The following is a 21,154-nucleotide window of genomic DNA, read 5'->3' as shown; positions in this document are numbered from 1 at the left end:
CGCCCCGTGCCGGGCCCGCCTCGGGCAGGGGCCGGTGTCGGTCCGTCAGGCGTGGTGCGGGCGGCGGTGCTCGGGCTGGTCGGGCGCCGGGGCCGGCGTGAACGGTGGCACGGCGCGGATCACCGGTCCTTCGGTGCGCACCACCGGTGAACCGGCACGGACGCGGGTCTACGGGAGGCCCGGCGGCCGGGCTGCCCGGGGATGCCGCCCCGTGCCGGGCCCGCCTCGGGCAGGGGCCGGTGTCGGTCCGTCAGGCGTGGTGCGGGCGGCGGTGCTCGGGCTGGTCGGGCGCCGGGGCCGGGGCCGGCGTGAACGGTGGCACGGCGCGGATCACCGGTCCTTCGGTGCGCACCGTCACCGGTTCCCCGTGGTGCTGCAGCGCGAGCGGCGGCCCGTCCAGCAGCGTGTAGGTCGCCTTGTCCGCGTGGATCTCCACGCGCAGGCGACGGCCGAACAGACACAGGCTGAAGGCGAGCCGGCTGATCCGCTCGGGCAGCCGCGGCGCGAACCGCACCCCGTCGCCGTGCGCGCGCAGCCCGCCGAAGCCCGCCACCAGGGCCATCCAGGTACCGGCCAGCGACGCGATGTGCAGCCCGTCGCGCGTGTTGTGCTCCAGGTCCGCCAGATCCATCAGCGCGGCCTCGGCCGCGTAGTCGTGGGCGAGCCCGAGATGGCCCGCCTGGGCGGCGATGACGGCCTGGCAGCACGCCGACAGGGAGGAGTCCCGCACGGTGAGCGCCTCGTAGTAGGCGAAGTTCCGCGCGACGTGCTCCTCGTCGAAGAACGCGCCGCATGTGTACATGGCCAGCACCAGGTCGGCCTGCTTGACCACCTGCTTGCGGTAGAGGTCGAAGTACGGGAAGTGCAGCAGCAGCGGGTACTGGTCGGGTCGGGTGCGGGCGAAGTCCCAGCGCTGGTGGCGGGTGAAGCCGGCGTGCTGTTCGTGCACGCCGAGTTCGTCGTCGTAGGGAATGTGCATGGCCTCGGCCGCGTCCCGCCAGGCGGCGCTCTCCTCCGCGTCGACGCCGAGCAGGTCCGCCTGCCGCGGATGGCGTTCGACGGCGTCGGCTGCGGCCAGCAGGTTCGCGCGGGCCATGAGGTTGGTGTACGTGTTGTCGTCGACGACCGCGCTGTACTCGTCCGGGCCGGTCACGCCGTCGATGTGGAAGGCACCGTGCTGGTCGTGGTGGCCAAGGGAGCGCCACAGCCGGGCGGTCTCCACCAGCAGTTCCACCCCCGCCTCGCGTTCGAAGCGCCTGTCCCCCGTGACCGTCACGTAGCGCACCACGGCGTCGGCTATGCCCGCGTTCACATGGAAGGCGGCGGTGCCGGCCGGCCAGTACGCCGATCCTTCCGAGCCCGCGATGGTGCGCCAGGGGAACGCGGCGCCCTCCAGACCGAGTTGGGCCGCACGTTCGCGGGCGGCGGGCAGTGTGTCGTGCCGCCAGCGCAGCGCCTCGGCGACGGCCTCGGGCGCGGTGTAGGTGAGGACGGGCAGCACGAACATCTCCGTGTCCCAGAACGCGTGCCCGTCGTAGCCGGAACCGGTCAGCCCCTTCGCCGGAATCGCCCGGCGTTCGGCGCGGACACCGGCCTGCAGCACATGGAACAGCGCGAACCGGACGGCCTGCTGGATCTCCTCGTCACCGTCCACCTCGACGTCCGCGCGCTCCCAGAAGTCGTCCAGGAAGGCACGCTGTTCGCTGAGGAGGCCCGGCCAGCCGCCGTGCGCCGCGGCGGCGAGGGCGGCGTCGACCTGGTCGCTCATCGCGGGCAGGGAGCGGGTCCCTGACCAGCCGTGCGCGACCAGCTTCTGCACCCGCAGCCGCGCGCCCGGCTCCAGCACGGAGGTGACCGTCAGCCGGGCCACGTCGGGGGTGCTCTCGCTGTGTGTCGTGGTCCCCTCGGGCCCGTCGACCGTGTGGTCGGCGGCCACGGCGACCCGCAGGCCGCTGCGCCGGGTGCGGTGCACCAGCCGCAGCCGGTGGCCGCAGGCGAAGTCCTCCTCCGGCTCCAGCGGCGACTGGAGCGCCCTCGCCGCCCTCGGATCGGCGTCGGACTCGGGCAGTTGCTCGTTGGCGACCAGTTCCGACTGGATCACCACGCGGGTGCGGCGTCCGACGGCCTCCACCTCGTAGGCCACGGCGGCCACCGCCCGCTGGGTGAGCGAGACCAGCCGGGTCGAGCGGACCCGGACGGTCGAACCGGCCGGTGAGGTCCACTCGCAGGTCCGCTCCAGGACGCCGCGGCGCAGGTCCAGCGTCCGCTCGTGGCGGACGAGCCGGCCGTAGCGCAGGTCGAACGGCTCGTCGTCGACCAGCAGCCGCAGGATCTTGCCGTTGGTGACGTCGATGACGGTCTGGCCGGACTCCGGGTAGCCGTAGCCGGCTTCGGCGTACGGCAGCGGGTGCAGTTCGTGCACGCCGTTGAGGTAGCTGCCGGGCAGCCCGTGCGGTTCGCCCTCGTCGAGGTTGCCGCGCCAGCCGACGTGCCCGTTGGACAGGGCGAACACGGACTCGCTCTGCGCCAGGACGTCGAGGCCGAGGTCCGTCTCGCGCACGGCCCACGGTTCGACGGCGTACGCCCGTTGGGTGATCACTCCTTGCCCCCCAGTTCGGCCAGGTCCGTGACGACCACGTCGGCGCCGTGCGCGTACAGGGCGTCGGACCGGCCGACGCGGTCGATGCCGACGACGTACCCGAAGTGCCCGCCGCGGCCCGCCTCCATCCCGGCCAGGGCGTCCTCGAACACGGCGGCCCGCGCCGGTGGCACGCCCAGATCGCGGGCGGCGGCGAGGAAGGTGTCGGGGTGCGGCTTGCCCGGCAGCCGGCGAGCGGCGGCGACCACACCGTCGATACGGACGTCGAAGAGGTGCTCGGCGTCGATCGAGTGCAGCACGTCCACGGTGTTGGCGCTGGAGGAGACGATCGCGGTGCGCAGCCCGTGGGCCCGGACGGCCTCGACATAGCGCAGGGTGCCCTCGTACGGTTCGACGCCCTCGGTGCGGATCTTCGCCAGGAGCAGCCGGTTCTTGCGGTTGCCGAGGCCGTGCACCGTGGCGGCGTCGGGCGGGTCGTCGGGATGTCCCTCGGGCAGTTCGATGCCGCGGGCGGCCAGGAAGGTGCGCACGCCGTCGGCCCGGGGGCGGCCGTCGACGTACTCGGCGTAGTCGGCGGTGGCGTCGAAGGGGCGGAAGTCCTCGCCGTCCCGCTCGCGCAGGAAGGCGTCGAACGTCTCCTTCCAGGCGGCGGCGTGCACGACGGCCGTCTTGGTGACGACGCCGTCCAGGTCGAAGAGGCAGGCGAGGATGTCGTCGGGCAGACCGAGCTGTGTCATACCCAGCACTGTTCCCCACAACAAGCCCGGCACTGAGTGGCGCGTGCCACATCGGGCGTCCTTCTCGCCGAACTCATACCCGGCCGCGCCATCCTGGACCGGCGCGCCGGTCAGCCGTGCGGGAACGAGTGGTGTTCGTGGGCGATCAGCCAGCGGCCGTCCCGTTTGCGCAGTCCGATGGTCAGGCGCAGCCGCCGGGTGGGGTGTTCGGCGAGTTCGGCCGGGGTGCCGCAGCGCAACAGGGCGTGTGCGAAGGCGACATCGGTGCCGGCTGTCACGTCAAGGGAGTCGATCTCGAAACAGGCGCCCTGTGCCTGCCAGATGAAGAAGGGCGGCCAGACCTTCCGGTAGGCGGCGAGTCCGCGCACCCCGTCGTGCGGCGGCGGCACGTCGAACAGCACGACGTCCTCGGTGTGCGCGGCGACCACGCCGTCGAGGTCGCCGCGGTGGACGGCCTCGGCCCAGCGGGTGATCAGGCCGCGGATCTGTCTCTCGTCGTCGGACATGGTCCGGTGTTCCCTCCTGCCCCGCCCGGCGGCGGGGGCGTCCAGGTGGGGACTCCGGGCCACGCGGGAACTCATCGGCGCACCGCGGGCCCTCGCCCGTGGGCGATTCGGCCGCATCGGGCTGAACCGCGGCCGGTTGCGGGCCGTACCGGTGGATACGGCAGAGGGTCTGCCGGTACGACTCGTGAAGCGGTGACGTGCCCGGCGGCGGGAGCGGGGCGGCGGGCGGGGCCGGGACGCGGCCCCGGATCGCTCCGGCCGCCGTCGGACTCGGCACCGCGGGGCGGAAGATGGCACCCGAACAGCGCTCGGTCAGCGCACCCGAAGTCCCCGAGGCACCCGAGGCACCCGAGATCCCCGAGGCATCCGAGGCGGCCAAGACCTCCGAGGCGCCCGACGGCGGCGGGACCCCGCCGCTCCCGGCGCGCACGAAGGCCGCGTCGGGGTCGCGGCTGCGCGCCGTGCTGCGCCGCCCGCGGCGCTGGCCGGTGCCGCTCCTCGCGGTGCTGCTGCTCGGGCAGTCGGCCGTGGCGATGGTGACCGCGGCCGTGCAGCAGACGCCGACCATCGACGAGCCGGTGTACGTGGCCGCCGCCACCGACTATCTGCACGAGCACCGGCTGCGGCTCAATCCCGAACACCCGCCGCTCGGCAAGCTCGTCGTCATGGCCGGGGTGGCGGTGGCCGATCCGCACTACGACTCCTCGTACACCGGTACACAGGGCCGGGTGGGGCGGCATCTGCTGTACGAGTCCGGCAACGACCCGTGGCGGCTGATGCTGTGGGCCCGCCTGCCGGTGATCACGCTGACGCTGCTGTTCGGGCTGGTCGTCCTGGCCTTCGCGCGCGAGGTCACCGGAACGGTGGGCGGGCTGGTCGCGCTCGCCCTGTACGCCTTCTCCCCGGACGTCATCGCCCATGGCTCGCTGGCCACGCTCGACGTTCCGGCGGCCGGGTTCGTGCTGACGTCGGTCTGGCTGGTGTGGCGGGCGCGGCGGCGGCCCTGGCGGTGTCTGCCGCTCGCCGGGGCGGCGCTCGGCGCCGCCGTGGCGACCAAGATGAGCGCGCTGCCCGCCGTTGTGGTGCTGATGCTGCTGGCCGCGGTGTCGGTGCGGCATGCCCGGGGCGCCGCGGGGCGGACCGGCCGGCGCGCGACATGGGCGGCCTGCGCGGCCGGGGCGGCGGTCGTGGCGGTGACCGCGGTCGCCGTGGTGTGGGCCGTCTGTCTGGTGGTCGATCCGCGGTTGCGCCTCGCTCCCGCCGAGTCCGTGCCCGCCCTGCACGGGCTGCGCGGGCGCCTGGTCGGGCTGCTGCCGTTCCCGGAGGTGTACCGGGTGGGGATGCGGATGCAGTTCGGCCTGGAGGACCACCCGTGGCAGGGTTTCCTGTTCGGGCGGCTGTACACGGGCTCCCTGTGGTACTACCTTCCGGCCGCCCTGCTGGTGAAGACGCCCCTCGGGCTGCTCGCGCTGGGGGCGGCCGGGTCCGCGGCGGTCGTGGCGGTGCGCCGGCTGCGGCCCGCGGCGCCGTATCTGCTGCTGCCGCCCGCGGTGCTGCTGGCCGCGGCGATGACCGGGTCACGGGACTTCGGCACCCGCTACGCCGTGTTCGTGCCGATGTTCCTGGCGGTCGCGGCGGCCGGTGTGCTCGCGGCGCGGTGGCGGTGGGGGCCGGTGGTGACGGGGGCGCTGGTGCTGTTCGTCGCCGTCAGTTCGCTGCGGACCTACCCTGCCTATCTGCCGTACTCCAACGAGGCGTTCGGCGGGCCGGGGCACACCCGGCTGCGGCTGCACGACTCCAACGTGGACTGGGGTCAGGACCTGGGCCGGCTCGCGGACCGGCTCGCCGAGCGGTACCGGGGCGAGCGGATCTGGCTCGTCTACAAGGGCAGTGGGGTACCCGCCTATTACGGCATCCACGCGGACGATCCACGCCGGGTGCCGCCGTCCGAGGTGCGCGGGGTGCTGGTCGTGTCCGACTCGTCGGTCGCCAAGGCCCGTGGAAGGCTGGCCGAACTGATCGGCAGCAGCCGCCCCGTCGACCAGGTCGGTCATTCGATCATGATCTACCGGCGCTGAGCTGCGCCCCTGGTCGCCACGGTCCGTGAGCTATGTTGAGTCTTCGTGGGAGACAAAGGAGGCACCACGGTGCCATCGCCGCAGCAGGCGCGCGCCCAGGCGTCCGCGATCACCTCGGGCAAGACCGTGCCGGAGGCGGAAGCCGCACCGACCTCCCAGCTCAGAGAGCTTTTCGACGGCCACGGGCTGTCCCCGGGCCAGCGGCGGATCGCCCAGTACCTGATCGAGCACATCACCGAGGCCGCGTTCCTGTCGATCACCGATCTCGCCGAGCGGGTGGGCGTGAGCCAGCCCTCGGTGACCCGGTTCGCCGCGGCCGTGGGCTTCAGCGGTTACCCCGCGTTGCGGGAGCGGCTCCAGTCGATCGCGCTGGCCGCCCTCCCCGGCGGCGGTCCGGGGGCGGCCGAGGAGATGCGCAACGAACTCCAGGCGGCCGTCGACGCCGAGATCGCGAACCTGGAGAATCTGCGGCGGGACTTCGCCGATCCGGACCGGGTGATCCGGGTGGGCCGCGAGCTGTCCCGTTCGACCCCGCTGACCGTGCTCGGGCTGCGCATCTCCGTGTCGCTCGCCGAGTACTTCGCCTATGCCGCCCGCCGTATCCATCCCGACGTGCGGCTGGTGACCCGCGGCGGGAGCGTGGCGTACGACGCGCTGCTGCAGTCGCGTGAGGCGGGCGGCACCTGGATCCTGGCGTTCGGCATGCCCCGGCACGCGCAGGAGACCCTTACCGCGATCCGGGTCGCGCGCGGCGCCGGGCTGCGGGTCGCCCTGGTGACCGATCTGGCGCTCGGGGCACTGGCCGACGAGGCGGACGTCACCTTCGCCACCGGTACCGGCTCGCGGCTGGTCTTCGATTCCTATGCCGCCCCCGGCGTGCTGTCCGCGGCGCTGCTGCAGGCCATGACGGACGCCGATCCGGAGCGTACCCAGGCCCGTCTGGAGGAGTACGAACAGGTCGCCGAGCAGCACCAGTTCTTCCTGAAGGACTGAGCCCCAAGAGCAGCACGGCGTCCGGTCACCGGGACCGATCGGGACCATTCACCACAGATCAGGCATGAATGTTTTCATGCTCCTTGCCAAGACGACGGCATATATAAATACTGCTCAACAGATCGCACCCGGCTTCCTTCCGGGCGCGTTCCGCACCCCAGGACGCACCTGTCGCACCGCCCCGAGAAAGCCGGACCGCCCATGCGCACGCCGCCGCACCGCTCACCGCGTCGGCTCCGGCCCCCGGGGCCCCGCTACGAGCACCCCGAGCCGTCGTTCCCTACCCACGTCGGCACCTGGGGTGTTCGGTGGGGCATCGCCTGCGCGATTCGCCCGTGGCGGCCCCGGTCATCCCCTAGGCCGGGGCCGCCCGAACCCTTCGCACCACCCCGCACGACGCAGCACACCCGGAAGCGATGATCATGCCCCTGACGACCACGCGCATCAGTCCGGACTGGCCCTGCCAGGTCAAGCCGCCCGGCAGCTACGACTGGGAGCGCTCGGCGGCCAAGTGGCTGCGCGAACTGGTACCGGCCCGCTACGCCGGCTACCCGGCGCTGATCCGGCACCCGGTGCTGCTCGCCCGGCATGCCCAGATCCAGGTCCACCACGAGATGCGGGTGGCCCGTACGGCATTGCAGACCGCCCGGTCCGAACTGCCCACGCTGGGCATGCCCGAGTCGGTCATCGAGCACACGATCAAGATGTACGCGGCCGAGATCCGGCAACTCCAGTACATCGCCCGCAGCGTCCGCGCGGTCACCGAGGCCCTGGTCGCGCAGGCCGCCGGCCGCTGAGCCTCGTCCCGGCGGCCGTGCGCCCGGCGCCCGACGAGGCCCCGCACCTTCTTCCGTTTCTTCCGTGCCCCGCCCGGCCGTTCGGGTGCGGTCAGCCGTCGCCCCGGTTTGTGCGGGACTCCAGGTCGCGACGGGTGTCGTCGCCGTAGACGCCGGTCTCGTCCCCCCTGATGCCGTACCAGAGCTGGAAGCGGGCCACGGCCGCGGCGAGCACGGCGTCGTAGCGGCCGTCGGTTGAGCCGTCGCGATAGACGTCCGGGATGCGCAGCAGGCGTTGCTGGAGCGCGACGACCTCGGGTCCGCCGGCGCCCTCGCGCAGGGTGCCGGCGCCGTCGGGGTCGGCGGCGGGAGCGCTCGCCGCCGATGGCGCGCTCGGGGCGGAGCGGGACGGCCCGGCGCTCGGGGCGGCGTCACCGCGGCCGGGCAGCAGCAGGGCGCCGCCGAAGCCGACGAGGGCGGCGGCGCCGACGACGGCCGCGACGGCGGCCCGGCGCAGTCCGGTACCGGTGCGGGCGCCGGGTGTGCGCACCGGCGGCAGTTCCTGCGTCTCCTCCTCGGCCCGGACCGTGCGCGGCTCCGGGGTGACGGCCTCGTAGCCCTCGGCGTCCTGGCGTATCTCCCGCATCAGTTCGGCGAGGGCGTCGAAGCGCCGGGGCCGCAGCACCCGGACGGGTTCCAGGACCGGGCCGCGCTGCGGCTCCTCGGCATCCGGCGGTGTCGGCACGCCGCTCTCCTTCCGCGATCCCCGGGCAGCGATCCCCGGCCAGTGATACGGCTGCGGTGGCCCGTCGGTTCAGCCGGGCCGGGACAGACGCGGGACGACCAGGAGCACTCAGTACCCCGATGGCCGTGCACCGAGTGCCGTTCCGGCCCGCGCGGGTGCTACGTTCGCGTCCATGAGTTCCAGCAGCGCGGCCCCCGCCGCGAAGCCGCCGATGCGGGACGCCCTGGTCGCGGCGGCCTTCCGGCTGTTCCTGGAACGCGGCTACGAACGGACCACGGTCGACGACATCGTGGCGCTCGCGGGGGTCGGACGGCGGTCGTTCTTCCGCTACTTCCCCTCCAAGGAGGACGTGGTCTTCCCCGACCACGAGCGCTGCCTGGCCGAGATGACCGCCTTCCTGGCCGAGGGCGGCGAGGAGCACGAGCCGGTGCGGCGGGTGTGCGACGCGGCCCGGCTGGTGCTGCGGATGTACGCGGAGAACCCGGCGTTCTCCGTGCAGCGTTACCGGCTCACCCGGCAGGTGCCGGGGCTGCGCGCGTACGAACTGTCGGTGGTGTGGCGCTACGAGCGCGCGCTGGCCGGGTATCTGCGCCGCCGTTTCGCCGGGGAGCCGGACGGCACGCTGCGGGCCGACGTCGTCGCCGCCGCGGTCGTCGCGGCGCACAACAACGCCCTGCGTTCCTGGCTGCGTTCGGACGGCCGGGGCGACCCGGGCACCGCCGTCGACCATGCGCTGGGCCTTGTGCAGTCCGCCTTCGCCCGCCCGCGGACGGACCCTGGCGCACCCCAAGTCCCGCGCGCCGAGGGCCCCGAGGACGTGGTCGTCCTCGTCTCCCGGCGCGACGCACCCCTGTGGCGGGTGGTGCAGCAACTGGAGTCGGCGCTGGGCCGCGACTGACCGGAAAATTCGGGGTACCGAGTGCCTTTACGCTTGGCACTGAGTGCCATAACCTGTCGGCGTGCACGGTGGCACGGCGTACCGCGCACATGCGGGCCCGGTCGGTACCGGGCGCGCCGGATTCCGGCCGAGTGCAGGGAGTTGACCAGCGTGTACCACCTCTCAGGAAACGCCGCTCGTGCGGCGGCCGGCACCACGACAGACGTCCTCGACGCCAAGCCGGAAGGCTCCGGCAACGTCCTGTTCTTCCAGCGCTGCACCTGGTGCGGCACCGCCATGTACCACCGGCTGCTCTGCCCGGTGTGCCAGGGCAGCGATCTGCGCACCGAGCGCAGCGAGGGCATCGGCACGGTCCGCCACTCCTCGGTGCTGCACCGCAACACGCCCGCCGCCCGCAATGTGTCCCTGGTCGAGATGGCCGAGGGCTTCGTCCTGCGCGGCCGGGTCATGGGCCCGCCGGTGGGCGTGCACTGCGGGGACCGGGTCCGGCTGTCCACGGCCAAGGACCCGGTGCGCGGCGAGCCGGTCTTCCAACTGACCGACGAGCCGTACACAGCCTGGACCTGACGTCCCGCCGGCCGGCCGGGCGGTTCCGTTCGGCGTGTGCCGGGGGCGACGCGTGCCGCCTCCTCGGCGCGCGCACCGCCGCCCGCCCGATGCCCGCGTCCGGCCCGCTGCCGGGCCCGCTCACCGCGGACGGGTCGGCGTACGCGGCCGTCATGCGCTCGGCGATGTGTCTCGTCCCGACGGCCGGCCCGCTGCCGGTGGACGAACTCAGCGCCGGACGCCCGGCCGCGGCGCTGCGCGGGTGCCGGCTCAGCAGGTCAGCGTCAGCCGGATGCCGACGGTCCCTCGCGAGCCGCGGCGCAGCCGGCTGCCGAGCAGGGTGAGGCGGCCGACGAGGCCGTACTTGCGGGCGATCCGGTCGCGGTAGCGGGCGGTGGTGGCCGCGTCGCCGACCTCGGCGGTGGCGGGGACCTGCTCGCCGGTCGGCCTGCCGCGCACGTCGCAGGGTCCGACGAGGACATCGGCGCGGCGCCTGATCCGCTTCACCTTCCAGGAGTCGGCGACCGTCCAGATGCCCAGCGCGTCCCCGTCGCGCACCACCCAGACCGGGGTGGCGACGGGGCTGCCGTCCCTGCGGTAGCTGGTGACGAGGAGGTACTTGCCCGCACCGAGCCGGTCCAGCGACGCATCGTTCATGCCGGGCAGTCTAAGAGGCCGTGCGGACCACCGCCCCCGCACACGGGACCGGAGGCGCGGTGAACGCCCGCGTGCCGGGCCACGTATGCAGGGGCGGGCGCTCGACGACCGGAGGGCCCCGCGGTGTCGGCACCGCGCGTTCGGGGTTCGGGAGCCATGCATGAGGCACGCACGACGACGGTTCGTCCGGCGAACGGCACGGCTGGCGGCGGTCGGCGGACTCCTCCTGGGCGGCACGATGGTCGCCCGGGCCGTGGCGAGCGAGCCGCCCGACCCGTCTGGCGTCCCGTTCAGCGCGGCACGGAACGCCGCAGGACCCGGTGCCGATCTGGTGGCGCGGCTCGGCACCGCCCGTACGGCGGGGAGCTGGATCGGCGCCGACGGCCGTCCGGTCGTGGCGGTGACCGACGAGGGGGCCGCACGGTCGGTACGCCGGGCCGGGGCCGAGGCGAAGGTCGTGCGGCACAGCATGAACGAGCTGAGGTCGGCCACGGCGGCGCTGCGTTCGGCGCCCCGGGTCGCGGGCACCGCGTGGGCCCTGGACTACCGCACCAACCGGGTCGTGGTGCAAGGCGACGCGACCGTCTCCGCCGGCGACTGGTCACGGCTGTCCCGGGTGGCCGCGGGCATCGGCGGTTTCGTCCACATGGAGCGCACCCGGGGCGAGTTCACCACCCGCCTGAACGGGGCGCAGCCGATCCTGTCCACCGGCGGGCGCTGCTCGGCGGGCTTCAACGTCACCGACGGACAGCGGGACTTCATCCTGACGGCCGGGCACTGCGGGCCCGCTGACACCCTCTGGTTCGCGGACGGCCGGGGTGGCCGGCAGCTGGGCACGACGGTGCGGACCGAGTTCCCGGGCAGCGACTTCTCGCTCGTCGCGTACGCGTCCGGCCGGGCCGGCGACGGGGCGGACGTGGTGGCCGTCGGCGGCGGCCGGGGCGTGCGGATCACGGGCGCCGCCGATCCCACGGTCGGGCAGCGGGTGTTCCGCAGCGGCAGCACCAGCGGGCTGCGCGACGGTCAGGTGACCGGGCTCGACGCGACCGTCAACTATCCCGAGGGCACCGTCACCGGCCTGGTGCGCACCGATGTGTGCGCCGAGCCGGGCGACAGCGGCGGCCCGCTGTTCTCCGAGGGCATCGCGCTGGGCGTGACCTCCGGCGGCAGCGGCGACTGCACCACGGGCGGCACCACGTTCTTCCAGCCGGTGACCAAGGCGCTCGCCGCGCTCGATGTGCGGCTGATCGTCGCGGCGCCGGACGCCGGGGCCGGGAACGCCGGGGCCGGGAACGGCGCCTCCTCCCCCGAGCCGTCCGCCTCCGCCACGCAGGGCGCGCTCGCCCCCGGCGCGGCCTCGCCCGGCTCCTCGGCTCCGGTCACCGGCGTCGCGCGGGACACGAGTGCGCTGTCCCGGCTCACGGACGGCCGGGCCGTCGGGCCCGGCCTGCTGGTGATCGCGGGCAGTCTGATCGCACTGGTCGCCACCCGCTACATCCGGGCGGAACAGGACCGCAAGGCGTACCAGCGGTACTACTCGGCCACCTGGGGTTGATCCTGCCCCAAAGGCAACTACTCTTGGTGACGACTTCCGCACCGGTCGTCCAGGCGCTCCGGCCTCGCGACCGGACGACCGTGTAAAAATCCACCCAGAGGTCTCCAAGGGGAGATGATTCGTGAGCAGCCCGAGCAGCCCGCCCGGTTACGGGAACATACAGCTCGACCGCGGCGGCCAGGCCGAGGCCTTCGACGCGATCGGCGACCGCTACGACGAGGCCTTTCCGCACAAGGAGGGCCAGGTGGCCACCGCCGAGTGGCTGGTCGGGTCGCTGCCGCCCGGCGCCCGCGTGCTGGACCTGGGCTGCGGCACCGGACTGCCCACCGCGCGCCGGCTGGCGGACGCGGGGTTCGAGGTCGTAGGCGTCGATCTGTCGCGTGTGATGGTCGAGCTGGCCCGGGTGAACGTGCCGGAGGCGGAGTTCCACCAGCTGGACATCGCGGACCTGCGCCCCGGCGGCCCCCGCGATCTGGGCCGGTTCGACGCGGTCGCGGCGTTCTTCGCCCTGCTCATGCTGCCGCGCGCGGAGATCCCGCTCGCGCTGGAGACCGTCCGCCGGCTGCTGGCCCCCGGGGGCCTGTTCGTCCTGTCGATGGTCGAGGCCGACGTCGACGATTTCGCGATCCCGTTCATCGGCAGCACCGTCCGGGTCTCCGGCTATCTGCGGGAGGAGCTGCGCGAGGTGGTCGACGGGTCGGGCTTCGACATCGTCGGCGAATCCCTCTACTCGTACGCGCCGGCCTCCGCGGACGTACAGCCCGAGGAGCAGATCTTCCTGCGCTGCAGACGGAAGCCCGAGCGGTGACGAAGGGCCTCGGGGCCGGCCGTAGTCCGCTGCGGCACGGCCGGGACGCCCGCCCGGAGCACGCCGGGGCGCAGCTCGACCGGCTGCGCTTCCTCGACGGGGCGACCGGGCGGATCTCCCGCGGTCTGGCACTCGACGCGACGCTGTACGAGCTGTGCCAGGCCGCCGTCCCGGCGTTCGCCGACCACGTCTTCGTCCATCTGAGCGATCCGCTGCCGTTCGGGGAGGAGCTGCCCGCCGCCGACCCGGTGCTGCGGCTGTACGCCACCGAGCGGACGCCCCCGCGACCGCCGGACGTCCCGGCCCCGCCCGCGTCCGGTCCCGTCGCGCCCCCGGAGGTGGCCGTCCGGCTCACCGGGCTGCTCGACGCCGGCGGGCCCGTGTTCGGCGACGGCCCAGGCGTGACCCCGGTGGTGTGCGCGCTGCTGACGGCGGCGGACGCGCCCGGTCCCGTACCGTCCGGACGGCGCCTGCTCGTCGCCCCGCTGCGCGGCGGCGGCCGGTTCCTGGGCTGTGTCGTCCTGGCCCGCGGGGCCGGCCGGCCGCCGTTCACCGACGAGGACCGGTACGTCGCCTCGCAGCTCGCCGGGTACACCGCCCTCGGCATGCACCGGGCGGTGCTGTACGGCCGCGAGGCGTCCTTCGCCGACGCGCTGCAGCGCACGATGCTGCCGCCGTCGCTGCCCACGCCGACCGGAGTCCGGCTCGCCAGCCGCTATCTGCCCGCCTCCCGGACCTCGCGGGTCGGCGGCGACTGGTACGACGCGGTGCCGCTGCCCGGCAACCGTGTCGCGCTGGTCATCGGCGATGTGATGGGGCACTCCCTGACCTCGGCGGCGATCATGGGGCAGCTGCGCACCGTCGCGCAGACCCTGGCCCGGCTCGACCTGCCGCCGGACGAGGTGCTGCACCACCTCGACGAACAGGCCGAGCGGCTCGGCGGGCGGCACATCGCGACCTGCCTGTACGCCGTCTACGATCCGGTGCGCCACCGGCTGCTGGTGGCCAACGCGGGCCATCCGCCCCCGCTGCTGTTGCGCCCCGACGGCCGGGCGGAGATCGTCCGGGTGCCGCCCGGGGCGCCGATCGGCGTGGGCAGCGGGGGTTTCGAGACCACCGAGCTGTCCGCGCCCGCCGGCGCGACCCTGCTGCTCTACACCGACGGCCTGGTGGAGTCCCGTGACTCGGATGTGATGGCGGGGGTGGAGCGGCTGCGGGACCGGCTGCGCGCCGCGGCCGCCGGGCCCGCCGGGGCCGCACCCCCGGCGCTGGAGACGCTGTGCGAGGAGGCGCTGGGCATCCTGGGGTCGCGGGACCGGGACGACGACATCGCGCTGCTCGCCGCCCGGTTCGTCGGCCTCGATCCGCAGACCGTCGCCTCCTGGTACCTCGCTCCGCATCCGCGCACCGCCGGGCAGGCCCGCAGGCTCGTCCGGCGCACGCTGCGCCGCTGGGATCTGGACGTGCTGCACGAGGAGACGGAGCTGCTGGTCGACGAGGTGGTGGCGAACGCGGTGCGGTTCGCAGGACGGCCGATCACCCTGCGTCTGCTGCGCACGGACGTGCTGCGCTGTGAGGTCGGTGACGACTCGCCGCTGGTGCCGAGGCTGCGGCACGCCCAGCCGAGCGACGAGGGCGGCCGGGGGCTGTTCCTTGTCGATCAGCTGGCGCTGCGCTGGGGAGCGACCCGGCTGAGCACGGGCAAGGTGGTCTGGTTCGAACAGTCGCTGCCCGCATCGGGGCCGGGACGCTGACGGCGGTGCTCAGGCCGCCTTCGATGACTGCGGGGCCGCGGCGGCCCACTCCAGGACGAGCCGCCGGTACTCCTCGCGCTGCTCGACGCTCAGTGTCCCGCCCGACCGCAGCCACAGGGCCCGGATCTGCTCGTTGACCTCCGCGGCCGATCGCTCGGAGGCGGCTTCAACTGTGGTGGACATGGTGTGAAGCATATGCCGATCGGCGTGAAGAGGAGGTGAGTAAGTACGATCGATACGGGACATATCGGACCGTGTTGCTCATCACGTCAATCCACCGGTGATCACAGGGCAGTTCATCACTCGGCGGCGCCCAGCCGTGGAAATCGGACACCTTGGTCTCCAGAGCGACGGTCTCCAGAGCGACGGGGGCGGCCGGCGGACGGCGGTGGGCGCGCAGGGCCTGTTCTCCCTCGGTATCGTCGGCGCCGGTCAGTTCTCCGGCCGGTTCGCCACCCTCTTCCAGGCCCATCCCGGGGTCGGCGACGTGTACGTCACCGATCTGCTGCCCGAACGGGCCGAGCGGCTGGCGGCGGCCCGGGGAGACGAGCGCGGGGACGGCGTCTTCGACCGTTCGGTCAGCCGGTTCGACAACGACGTCTCCAACGCGACCGCGCTGTTCGAGGTGGCGGGCGACGGCTCGTTCCGCACCAACGAGTTCCGGCGGGTGGGCTACCCCTCGCACATCCGCGAGTCCCGGTTCCGGTTCTTCGGCACCGAGGCGAGCATGGAGCAGCTCGCCACGGTGGCCTTCTGGCAGGACAAGAGCGGGGTGAAGGACATCAGCGAACTGCTGGAGCCCAAGCCCGCCCTGTCCCCCGACGACCCGTCACTTGAGCACATAGCGCCGGAGCTGCGGGCCGCGTTCACCTCCGGTTCGGCGCCGGTGCACGACCGCTCCCGGCTGCCCCGGCTTCGTGACCGGTGAGCCAGGTGCCTGGGCGTGCTCAGGTGCCCGGCTTGCGGCCGTAGACGAAGACGTCGTCGCCCTTCTTCAGCAGCGACCAGTACTTCTTGGCGTCCTTCGTGGTCATGTTGACGCAGCCGTGCGAGCCCGGCGGGTTCCACATGCTGAGGCCGACCGAGTGGAAGGCCTGGCCGCCGTCGAAGAACTGGCTGTAGGGCATCGGTACGTCGTAGATGGACGAGACGTGGTCGATGTGCCGCCAGTAGATCTTCTTCAGTCCGGTGCGGGTCTCGTAGCCGTTGCGGCCGGTGCGCACCGGGACCGGTCCGTACACCAGCTTCTTGCCGTCCTGGATCCAGCTCAGCTGGAGCGTCAGGTTGACGCAGGCGATGCGGCCCTTGTTCACCGGGCACTTGCCGGCCTTGTTCGGGTTGTTCCCGACGGCCTTCTGCTTGTTCATCAGGTTCATCACGCCCCAGGTCACCGGGCCCGCGTAGCCGATGTTGGGGGTGATGCCGTGCTTGTTCTGGAAGGCCCGGATGGCCTTGCAGTCGGCGGCGGACTGCTTTCCGTCGACCGGACGGCCGAGGAACTTCTCCACCTGCTTCTGGTACGGCCCGGTCTGCGTGGTGCAGCTCGCGGCCTGCGCCGGTGCGGCGCCGAGCGCGAGCGTGAGCGGTGCCACCAGTCCCGTGATGCCGAGCGCGACGGCGCCGCGCCTGCCTATGTGCCCCATGCCGGGCCCTCCCCGTGCTGCTGCGTCCGCGGCTCCCGCGGTCCCGGAAACCTAGACAGGCGTGCGACGGCTTCGGTTGCACGGCCGCTCGGATTGTGACCGAATGGTGAAGTTCGGACGCGGGTACGCGGGCCGCTCAGCCGTCCGCGCCGTCCGTGCCGTCCAGGGCCGCGCGGAACCCGGTGTGGACCGCGGTGAGTCCGCCGTCGACGCGCAGTGCGGTGCCGGTGATCCAGGCGGCGTCACGGGAGGCGAGGAAGGCGACGGCGGCGGCGATGTCCTCGGGCTCGCCGACCCGGCCGAGCGGGTACAGCCCGCGGACGGCGTCGAGGTCGGCGTCCCGCCCCTGCCAGGCCGAGGTGCGCACCGTGCCGGGCATCACCACGTTGACCCGGACCCCGCGCGGGGCCGCATGCCCGGCGAGGGTGCGGGTCAGCGATTCGAGTCCGGCCTTGGCCGCGCTGTAGGCGTGGTTGCCGAAGTCCTGGAGGCCGTTGACGGAGCCGACGAACACGATCGCGCCCCGGCCGGAGGCGGCCAGGTGCGGGAGGGCGGCACGGCAGCAGCGGAAGCCGCCGGTGAGCGTGACGTCCAGGTCCCGTGCCCAGGCCTCGTCCGGCTCGTCCTCGAAGAGCGGGGCGTCCGGGGTGCAGTGTGCGGCGCTGCACACGAGGACGTCGAGCGAGCCGAAGACGCCGACGGCGTGGGCGACCGCGGCCTCCACGCCGGCCCGGTCGGCGACGTCGCAGGCGAACGCCCGTGCCGTCAGGCCCCGTTCGCGCAGCGCGCCCGCGGTCCGCTCCGCCTCGGGCAGGTCCCGGTCGGTCACGAGGACCCGCGCGCCCTCGTCGGCGAGCCGACGGGCGACGGCCGCGCCGATGCCACGGGCGGCGCCCGTGACCAGAACCGCGTGTCCTGCGAAGCGCTGAGGTTCGGTCATGGCAACGACCGTACGGCCGCGACGATCAGTACGACAGATCCCGGTGCGCCTTCGCCGGGTCCGGATAGCGTGCGGTCATGTCCGCGTTCCTTCAGCAACTGCCCGCCCTGCTGGGCGTCGTGATCGGCGCGCTCGGCTCGTACCTGGCGGTCGTCCGCAGCGACCGGGCCCGCTTCCGGCGTGAGCGGGCGGCACGGTGGGAGGAGCGGCGGCTCGCGGTGTACGCCGACTACGCGCGGACGGTGAAGCAGTCGGTGACCCTCACCTACCGCCTCGCCGCGCACTTCGGCAACGATCCGCACCCGCATCCGCTGACGCCCGAGCAGGCGGAACCGCTGCTGACCGAGGCCGCCGCCGCCCGGGACCCGTCCGGTGAGGCGCTGCTCCTGCTGGGCAGCCCGGTGGCGGTGGAGCGGGCCCGTGCCTGGGTCGTGGTCGCGATGGACATGGAGCGGTTCGTGCGGGACGGGCGGCGCGACGCCGCGGCCTGGCAGCTCCTGCTGGGGCGGCAACGGGCCGGCCGCGAGGGCTACTACGCGGCCGTACGGGCGGATCTCGCGCTACCGCCCGGCCACCCGGCAACCTGGCCGACGGACCGTCCGTAGCACACCGGTACGACGGTGCCGCCGATCAGACTCTCCGCAATACCGGACATCTTCCAGCTCAGTGGCCGCGCGCGATCCACTCCTCAAGGTGCGGGGCCTCGTCGCCGATCGTGGTGGCGTCGCCGTGCCCGGTGAGGACCTTCGTCTCGGGCGGGAGGGTCAGGAGACGGTCGCGGATCGAGGCGATGATCGTCGGGAAGTGGGAGTACGAGCGCCCCGTGGCGCCGGGGCCGCCCTGGAAGAGGGTGTCGCCGGTGAAGACGGTGGCGAGACCGGGGTCGTAGAGGCAGACGGCGCCCGGCGCGTGCCCGGGGGTGTGCAGCACGGTCAGATCGGCGCCGGCGGTCTCCAGCACCTGGCCGTCGACCAGGTGCTCGTCCGGGTCCCGGTCGGGGTGGGTCAGCTTCCACAGCGGCAGATCGTCGGGGTGCAGCCAGATGGTGGCGCCGGTGAGGTCGGCGAGCGCGGGAGCGGCGTCGATGTGGTCGTTGTGGGCGTGGGTGCACACGATGGCGGTCAGCCGCCGGTCGCCGACCGCCTCGGCGATGGCGCGGGCGTCGTGGGCGGCGTCGATGACGATGACCTCCTCGTCGTCGCCGACGAGCCATACATTGTTGTCCACCTCCCAGCTGCCGCCGTCGAGGGTGAACCGGCCCGAGGTGACGAGGCGTTCGATGCGTGCGGCCATCACAGCACCACCACCGAGCGCAGCACGTCGCCGCCGTGCATCCGATCGAACGCCTTCTCCACCTCGTCGAGTTGGATGGTCTCGGTCACGAACGCGTCGAGGTCGAGGCGCCCCTGCAGATGCAGGTCGATCAGCATGGGGAAGTCACGCGAGGGCAGGCAGTCGCCGTACCACGAGGACTTGAGCGCGCCGCCGCGGCCGAAGACGTCGAGGAGCGGCAGTTCGAGCTTCATCTCCGGGGTGGGCACACCGACGAGGACGACCGTGCCGGCGAGGTCGCGGGCGTAGAAGGCCTGCTGGTAGGTCTCCGGGCGGCCGACCGCCTCGATGACGACATCGGCGCCGAAGCCGCCGGTCAGCTCGCGGATCGCCTCGACCGGGTCGCTCTCGCGGGAGTTGACGGTGTGGGTGGCGCCCAGGGTGCGGGCCTTGGCCAGCTTGCGGTCGTCGATGTCCACGGCGATGATCTTCGCCGCGCCGGCCAGGCGGGACCCGGCGACGGCCGCGTCACCGACGCCGCCGCAGCCGATGACGGCCACGGAGTCGCCGCGGCCGACGTTGCCGGTGTTGATCGCGGCGCCGATGCCCGCCATCACGCCGCAGCCCAGCAGGCCGGCCACGGCCGGCGAGACGGCCGGGTCGACCTTGGTGCACTGCCCGGCGGCGACCAGCGTCTTCTCGGCGAAGGCGCCGATGCCGAGGGCCGGGGCGAGTTCGGTGCCGTCGGTCAGGGTCATCTTCTGCCGCGCGTTGTGCGTGTTGAAGCAGTACCAGGGGCGGCCGCGCAGACAGGCCCGGCAACTGCCGCACACCGCACGCCAGTTGAGGATCACGAAGTCGCCGGGGGCGACGTCGGTGACGCCCTCGCCGACCGACTCCACGACACCGGCGGCCTCATGGCCGAGCAGGAAGGGGAAGTCGTCCGTGATGCCGCCCTGCTTGTAGTGCAGATCCGTGTGACAGACGCCGCAGGCCTGGACGCGTACGACGGCCTCCCCCGGGCCCGGATCCGGCACGACGATCGTCTCGACCCGCACCGGCTGGTCCTTCCCCGGTGCGATCACGCCGCGTACTTCCTGCGCCATGGCCTGGCCCCTTCTGTCTGTCGATGTACCCCGTGGATACGACTCTCCTTCGACCCTACGCGTGACTGATCGGTAGCTACACAAACCACGACACCGCCGGGCGGGCCCCGAAGGGGCGCGGGGAACTGCGCGACCAGCCACGACGTCGCCGCAGACGACCGACAACAGACGACTGCGCTTCACGGCCCCCCAGCGGAGCGCTCACGCGAGGGACAGGAACAGTTTTTCCAGTCGCGCCTTCATCTGCTCGGTCGTGGCGCCGTCGGTGCCCTCCTGCTCGCCGTTGAGGCACTGCTGGAGCCCGGTCGCGATGATCGCGAAACCGGCCCGGTCGAGGGCGCGCGAGGCCGCGGCGAGCTGGGTGACCACGTCCTCGCAGTCGCGGCCCTCCTCGATCATCCTGACCACACCCGATATCTGTCCCTGCGCCCGGCGCAACCGGTTGAGCACCGATGCCAGCTCATCACCCTCGAACCGCAGCTCCACGACCACCCCTCCACTCCCTGTATACCCTCAGGGGTATACTAGCCCGCCGCTCCTCCCCATGGTCCCGGATGCGCCCGGACATGCGCGAGGCCGCCCGTTTCCGGACGGCCCCAGGTCGGCCGGCAGGACGCGGTCCGTTACTGGACGACGGGCAGCAGCCCGGTCACGGGGGCCACCAGATCGGTGACCTGGTGCAGCTCCCCGAGGCCGTGCAGCCCGTTCAGCCCCTGCACCTGCTCGGAGACGCGTGGGACCTCGCCCCGGTGCGCCGCGGGGATGTCGCTCACGGCGAGCGAGTCGAGCGTCGCCATCGGGCTGATCTTGCCGGCGTTCTGGGCAGGCGCGGGCGCCGCGTGCGCGAGCGGTGCGGCGAGGCCGGTGACACCCGCGGCGAGCCCGACGGCGGCGACGATACGTCGTGTTGGGATCATGTCCTCAGCAACGGCACCCGGTCCCCGGCGGACACGGGCGCCCGGCCCCGCTCACCCGTGAGACGCAACGCCCCGACTGCGCTTGCCGGTGCCGCCGGGACGGAGCACGCTCGAAGAAGGGGCCCGCACGGCCCGCTCCTCGCCGGGCCGCGGCCCCTTCGAAGGAGGTCACCATGGGCACCGCGACCGGCTCCGCCTTCACCGCCGAGACGCTGCGCCGGGGCATCGAGGGGAACACCGGGAACAGCCTTCTGTCGCTGTACGCGGACGACGCGGAGATCCGCATCGTCGACCGTCACACCCAGCCCAGTCACCCCAAGGTCCTGCGCGGCCGGCCGCAGATCGCGGAGATGCTCGACGACATCTACAGCCGCGACATGACGCACCACCTGGAGCAGTGCGTCGTACAGGGCGACCACGCCGCCTACAGCGAGTCCTGCGAGTACGCGGACGGCGTCCGTGTCCTCGCCGAATCCATGATCACTCTGCGCGAGGGAAAGATCGCCGAACAGATCCTGATCCAGGCATGGGACGAGTAGCGAGAAGGGTCGCGAGGGTCCAGGTCGCCTCCCGTCCGACCTGGACCTTCACGGCTCGGGCCGCCTTCGGGGACCGGGCCGGTGA

General features: G+C 73.2%; 22 protein-coding genes and 1 pseudogene. 11 read left to right on the top strand and 12 right to left on the bottom strand.

The features are described from left to right. Window positions 1-250: 250 nt before the first annotated feature. The 3 genes from ACFYTE_RS04820 to ACFYTE_RS04810 form a co-directional block, all read right to left on the bottom strand. A complete protein-coding gene (locus ACFYTE_RS04820; RefSeq protein WP_388704892.1) occupies window positions 251-2,599 on the bottom strand; it encodes a glycoside hydrolase family 65 protein in 2,349 nt (782 codons plus the stop codon). Continuing rightward, complete coding sequence (locus ACFYTE_RS04815) at window positions 2,596-3,336, bottom strand: HAD family hydrolase (RefSeq protein WP_388704889.1); 741 nt, start codon at window positions 3,334-3,336, stop codon at window positions 2,596-2,598. Before ACFYTE_RS04815 ends, ACFYTE_RS04820 begins: the two co-directional genes overlap by 4 nt. Before the next feature lie 110 nt (window positions 3,337-3,446). Continuing rightward, window positions 3,447-3,842, bottom strand: coding sequence for a YybH family protein (locus ACFYTE_RS04810; protein WP_388704886.1), 396 nt, complete (start codon window positions 3,840-3,842; stop codon window positions 3,447-3,449). Between the two features lie 290 nt (window positions 3,843-4,132). On the opposite strand from ACFYTE_RS04810, the gene ACFYTE_RS04805 reads away from it, so the two are divergent. From ACFYTE_RS04805 to ACFYTE_RS04795, 3 genes are all read left to right on the top strand, one after another. Continuing rightward, window positions 4,133-5,920, top strand: a complete 1,788-nt coding sequence (locus ACFYTE_RS04805) for an ArnT family glycosyltransferase (RefSeq protein WP_388704883.1) — start codon at window positions 4,133-4,135, stop codon at window positions 5,918-5,920. Window positions 5,921-5,989: 69 nt separating this feature from the next. Then, window positions 5,990-6,913 (top strand): MurR/RpiR family transcriptional regulator, encoded by a 924-nt coding sequence (locus ACFYTE_RS04800; protein WP_388704881.1) that lies wholly within the window; start codon window positions 5,990-5,992, stop codon window positions 6,911-6,913. Window positions 6,914-7,329: 416 nt separating this feature from the next. Continuing rightward, complete coding sequence (locus ACFYTE_RS04795) at window positions 7,330-7,710, top strand: hypothetical protein (RefSeq protein WP_388704879.1); 381 nt, start codon at window positions 7,330-7,332, stop codon at window positions 7,708-7,710. Between the two features lie 91 nt (window positions 7,711-7,801). On the opposite strand, the gene ACFYTE_RS04790 is transcribed toward ACFYTE_RS04795, so the two are convergent. After that, entirely contained in the window at window positions 7,802-8,434 is a 633-nt protein-coding gene (locus tag ACFYTE_RS04790; RefSeq protein WP_388704876.1) for a peptidoglycan-binding protein, read from the bottom strand. 172 nt (window positions 8,435-8,606) lie between these two features. Here ACFYTE_RS04790 and ACFYTE_RS04785 point away from each other — a divergent pair, with 172 nt between their 5' ends. Continuing rightward, complete coding sequence (locus tag ACFYTE_RS04785; RefSeq protein ID WP_388704873.1) at window positions 8,607-9,332, top strand: TetR family transcriptional regulator; 726 nt, start codon at window positions 8,607-8,609, stop codon at window positions 9,330-9,332. A gap of 150 nt (window positions 9,333-9,482) precedes the next feature. Next, entirely contained in the window at window positions 9,483-9,899 is a 417-nt protein-coding gene (locus ACFYTE_RS04780; protein WP_388704871.1) for a Zn-ribbon domain-containing OB-fold protein, read from the top strand. A gap of 249 nt (window positions 9,900-10,148) precedes the next feature. Here ACFYTE_RS04780 and ACFYTE_RS04775 read toward each other — a convergent pair whose 3' ends face one another. Continuing rightward, window positions 10,149-10,535 carry a PPOX class F420-dependent oxidoreductase gene (locus ACFYTE_RS04775; protein WP_388704869.1) on the bottom strand — a complete coding sequence of 129 codons (387 nt, stop codon included), beginning with the start codon at window positions 10,533-10,535 and terminating at the stop codon, window positions 10,149-10,151. 160 nt (window positions 10,536-10,695) lie between these two features. Between ACFYTE_RS04775 and ACFYTE_RS04770 the strand changes: the two genes are divergently transcribed. The 3 genes from ACFYTE_RS04770 to ACFYTE_RS04760 all read left to right on the top strand — a co-directional run bounded on the left by ACFYTE_RS04770 (window position 10,696) and on the right by ACFYTE_RS04760 (window position 14,652). Beyond that, window positions 10,696-12,090: a S1 family peptidase gene (locus ACFYTE_RS04770; RefSeq protein ID WP_388704867.1), complete on the top strand. Its 1,395-nt coding sequence runs from the start codon at window positions 10,696-10,698 to the stop codon at window positions 12,088-12,090. Between the two features lie 121 nt (window positions 12,091-12,211). Then, a complete protein-coding gene (locus ACFYTE_RS04765; RefSeq protein WP_388704864.1) occupies window positions 12,212-12,898 on the top strand; it encodes a class I SAM-dependent DNA methyltransferase in 687 nt (228 codons plus the stop codon). After that, window positions 12,895-14,652, top strand: coding sequence for a SpoIIE family protein phosphatase (locus tag ACFYTE_RS04760; protein WP_388704862.1), 1,758 nt, complete (start codon window positions 12,895-12,897; stop codon window positions 14,650-14,652). The genes ACFYTE_RS04765 and ACFYTE_RS04760 overlap by 4 nt, the downstream gene beginning before the upstream one ends. Before the next feature lie 9 nt (window positions 14,653-14,661). On the opposite strand, the gene ACFYTE_RS04755 is transcribed toward ACFYTE_RS04760, so the two are convergent. Continuing rightward, a complete protein-coding gene (locus tag ACFYTE_RS04755; protein ID WP_388704860.1) occupies window positions 14,662-14,847 on the bottom strand; it encodes a hypothetical protein in 186 nt (61 codons plus the stop codon). A 208-nt stretch (window positions 14,848-15,055) separates the two neighbouring features. Between ACFYTE_RS04755 and ACFYTE_RS04750 the strand changes: the two are divergent. After that, window positions 15,056-15,565, top strand: a pseudogene (locus ACFYTE_RS04750) (hypothetical protein); the annotation flags it as partial. Between the two features lie 34 nt (window positions 15,566-15,599). Here ACFYTE_RS04750 and ACFYTE_RS04745 read toward each other — a convergent pair. Together ACFYTE_RS04745 and ACFYTE_RS04740 are read right to left on the bottom strand one after the other, a co-directional pair. Then, on the bottom strand, window positions 15,600-16,295 hold the full coding sequence (locus ACFYTE_RS04745) for a L,D-transpeptidase family protein (protein WP_388704858.1): 696 nt from the start codon (window positions 16,293-16,295) through the stop codon (window positions 15,600-15,602). A 136-nt stretch (window positions 16,296-16,431) separates the two neighbouring features. After that, complete coding sequence (locus tag ACFYTE_RS04740; protein WP_388704855.1) at window positions 16,432-17,235, bottom strand: SDR family NAD(P)-dependent oxidoreductase; 804 nt, start codon at window positions 17,233-17,235, stop codon at window positions 16,432-16,434. A gap of 77 nt (window positions 17,236-17,312) precedes the next feature. Between ACFYTE_RS04740 and ACFYTE_RS04735 the strand changes: the two genes are divergently transcribed. Next, window positions 17,313-17,840 carry a hypothetical protein gene (locus ACFYTE_RS04735; RefSeq protein WP_388704852.1) on the top strand — a complete coding sequence of 176 codons (528 nt, stop codon included), beginning with the start codon at window positions 17,313-17,315 and terminating at the stop codon, window positions 17,838-17,840. Window positions 17,841-17,898: 58 nt separating this feature from the next. Here ACFYTE_RS04735 and ACFYTE_RS04730 read toward each other — a convergent pair whose 3' ends face one another. The 4 genes from ACFYTE_RS04730 to ACFYTE_RS04715 all read right to left on the bottom strand — a co-directional run bounded on the left by ACFYTE_RS04730 (window position 17,899) and on the right by ACFYTE_RS04715 (window position 20,530). Next, window positions 17,899-18,528: an MBL fold metallo-hydrolase gene (locus ACFYTE_RS04730; RefSeq protein WP_388704849.1), complete on the bottom strand. Its 630-nt coding sequence runs from the start codon at window positions 18,526-18,528 to the stop codon at window positions 17,899-17,901. Then, complete coding sequence (locus ACFYTE_RS04725) at window positions 18,528-19,613, bottom strand: S-(hydroxymethyl)mycothiol dehydrogenase (protein WP_388704846.1); 1,086 nt, start codon at window positions 19,611-19,613, stop codon at window positions 18,528-18,530. Before ACFYTE_RS04725 ends, ACFYTE_RS04730 begins: the two co-directional genes overlap by 1 nt. A gap of 201 nt (window positions 19,614-19,814) precedes the next feature. Further along, window positions 19,815-20,099, bottom strand: coding sequence for a metal-sensitive transcriptional regulator (locus ACFYTE_RS04720; protein WP_388705176.1), 285 nt, complete (start codon window positions 20,097-20,099; stop codon window positions 19,815-19,817). A gap of 137 nt (window positions 20,100-20,236) precedes the next feature. After that, entirely contained in the window at window positions 20,237-20,530 is a 294-nt protein-coding gene (locus tag ACFYTE_RS04715) for a hypothetical protein (RefSeq protein WP_388704843.1), read from the bottom strand. A gap of 173 nt (window positions 20,531-20,703) precedes the next feature. Here ACFYTE_RS04715 and ACFYTE_RS04710 point away from each other — a divergent pair, with 173 nt between their 5' ends. Then, entirely contained in the window at window positions 20,704-21,069 is a 366-nt protein-coding gene (locus ACFYTE_RS04710; RefSeq protein ID WP_388704840.1) for a nuclear transport factor 2 family protein, read from the top strand. Window positions 21,070-21,154: the final 85 nt, after the last annotated feature.

The organism is Streptomyces sp. NPDC004629 (assembly GCF_042873595.1).
Lineage (GTDB): Bacteria > Actinomycetota > Actinomycetes > Streptomycetales > Streptomycetaceae > Streptomyces.
This window is presented reverse-complemented; position numbering and strand designations above follow the sequence as displayed.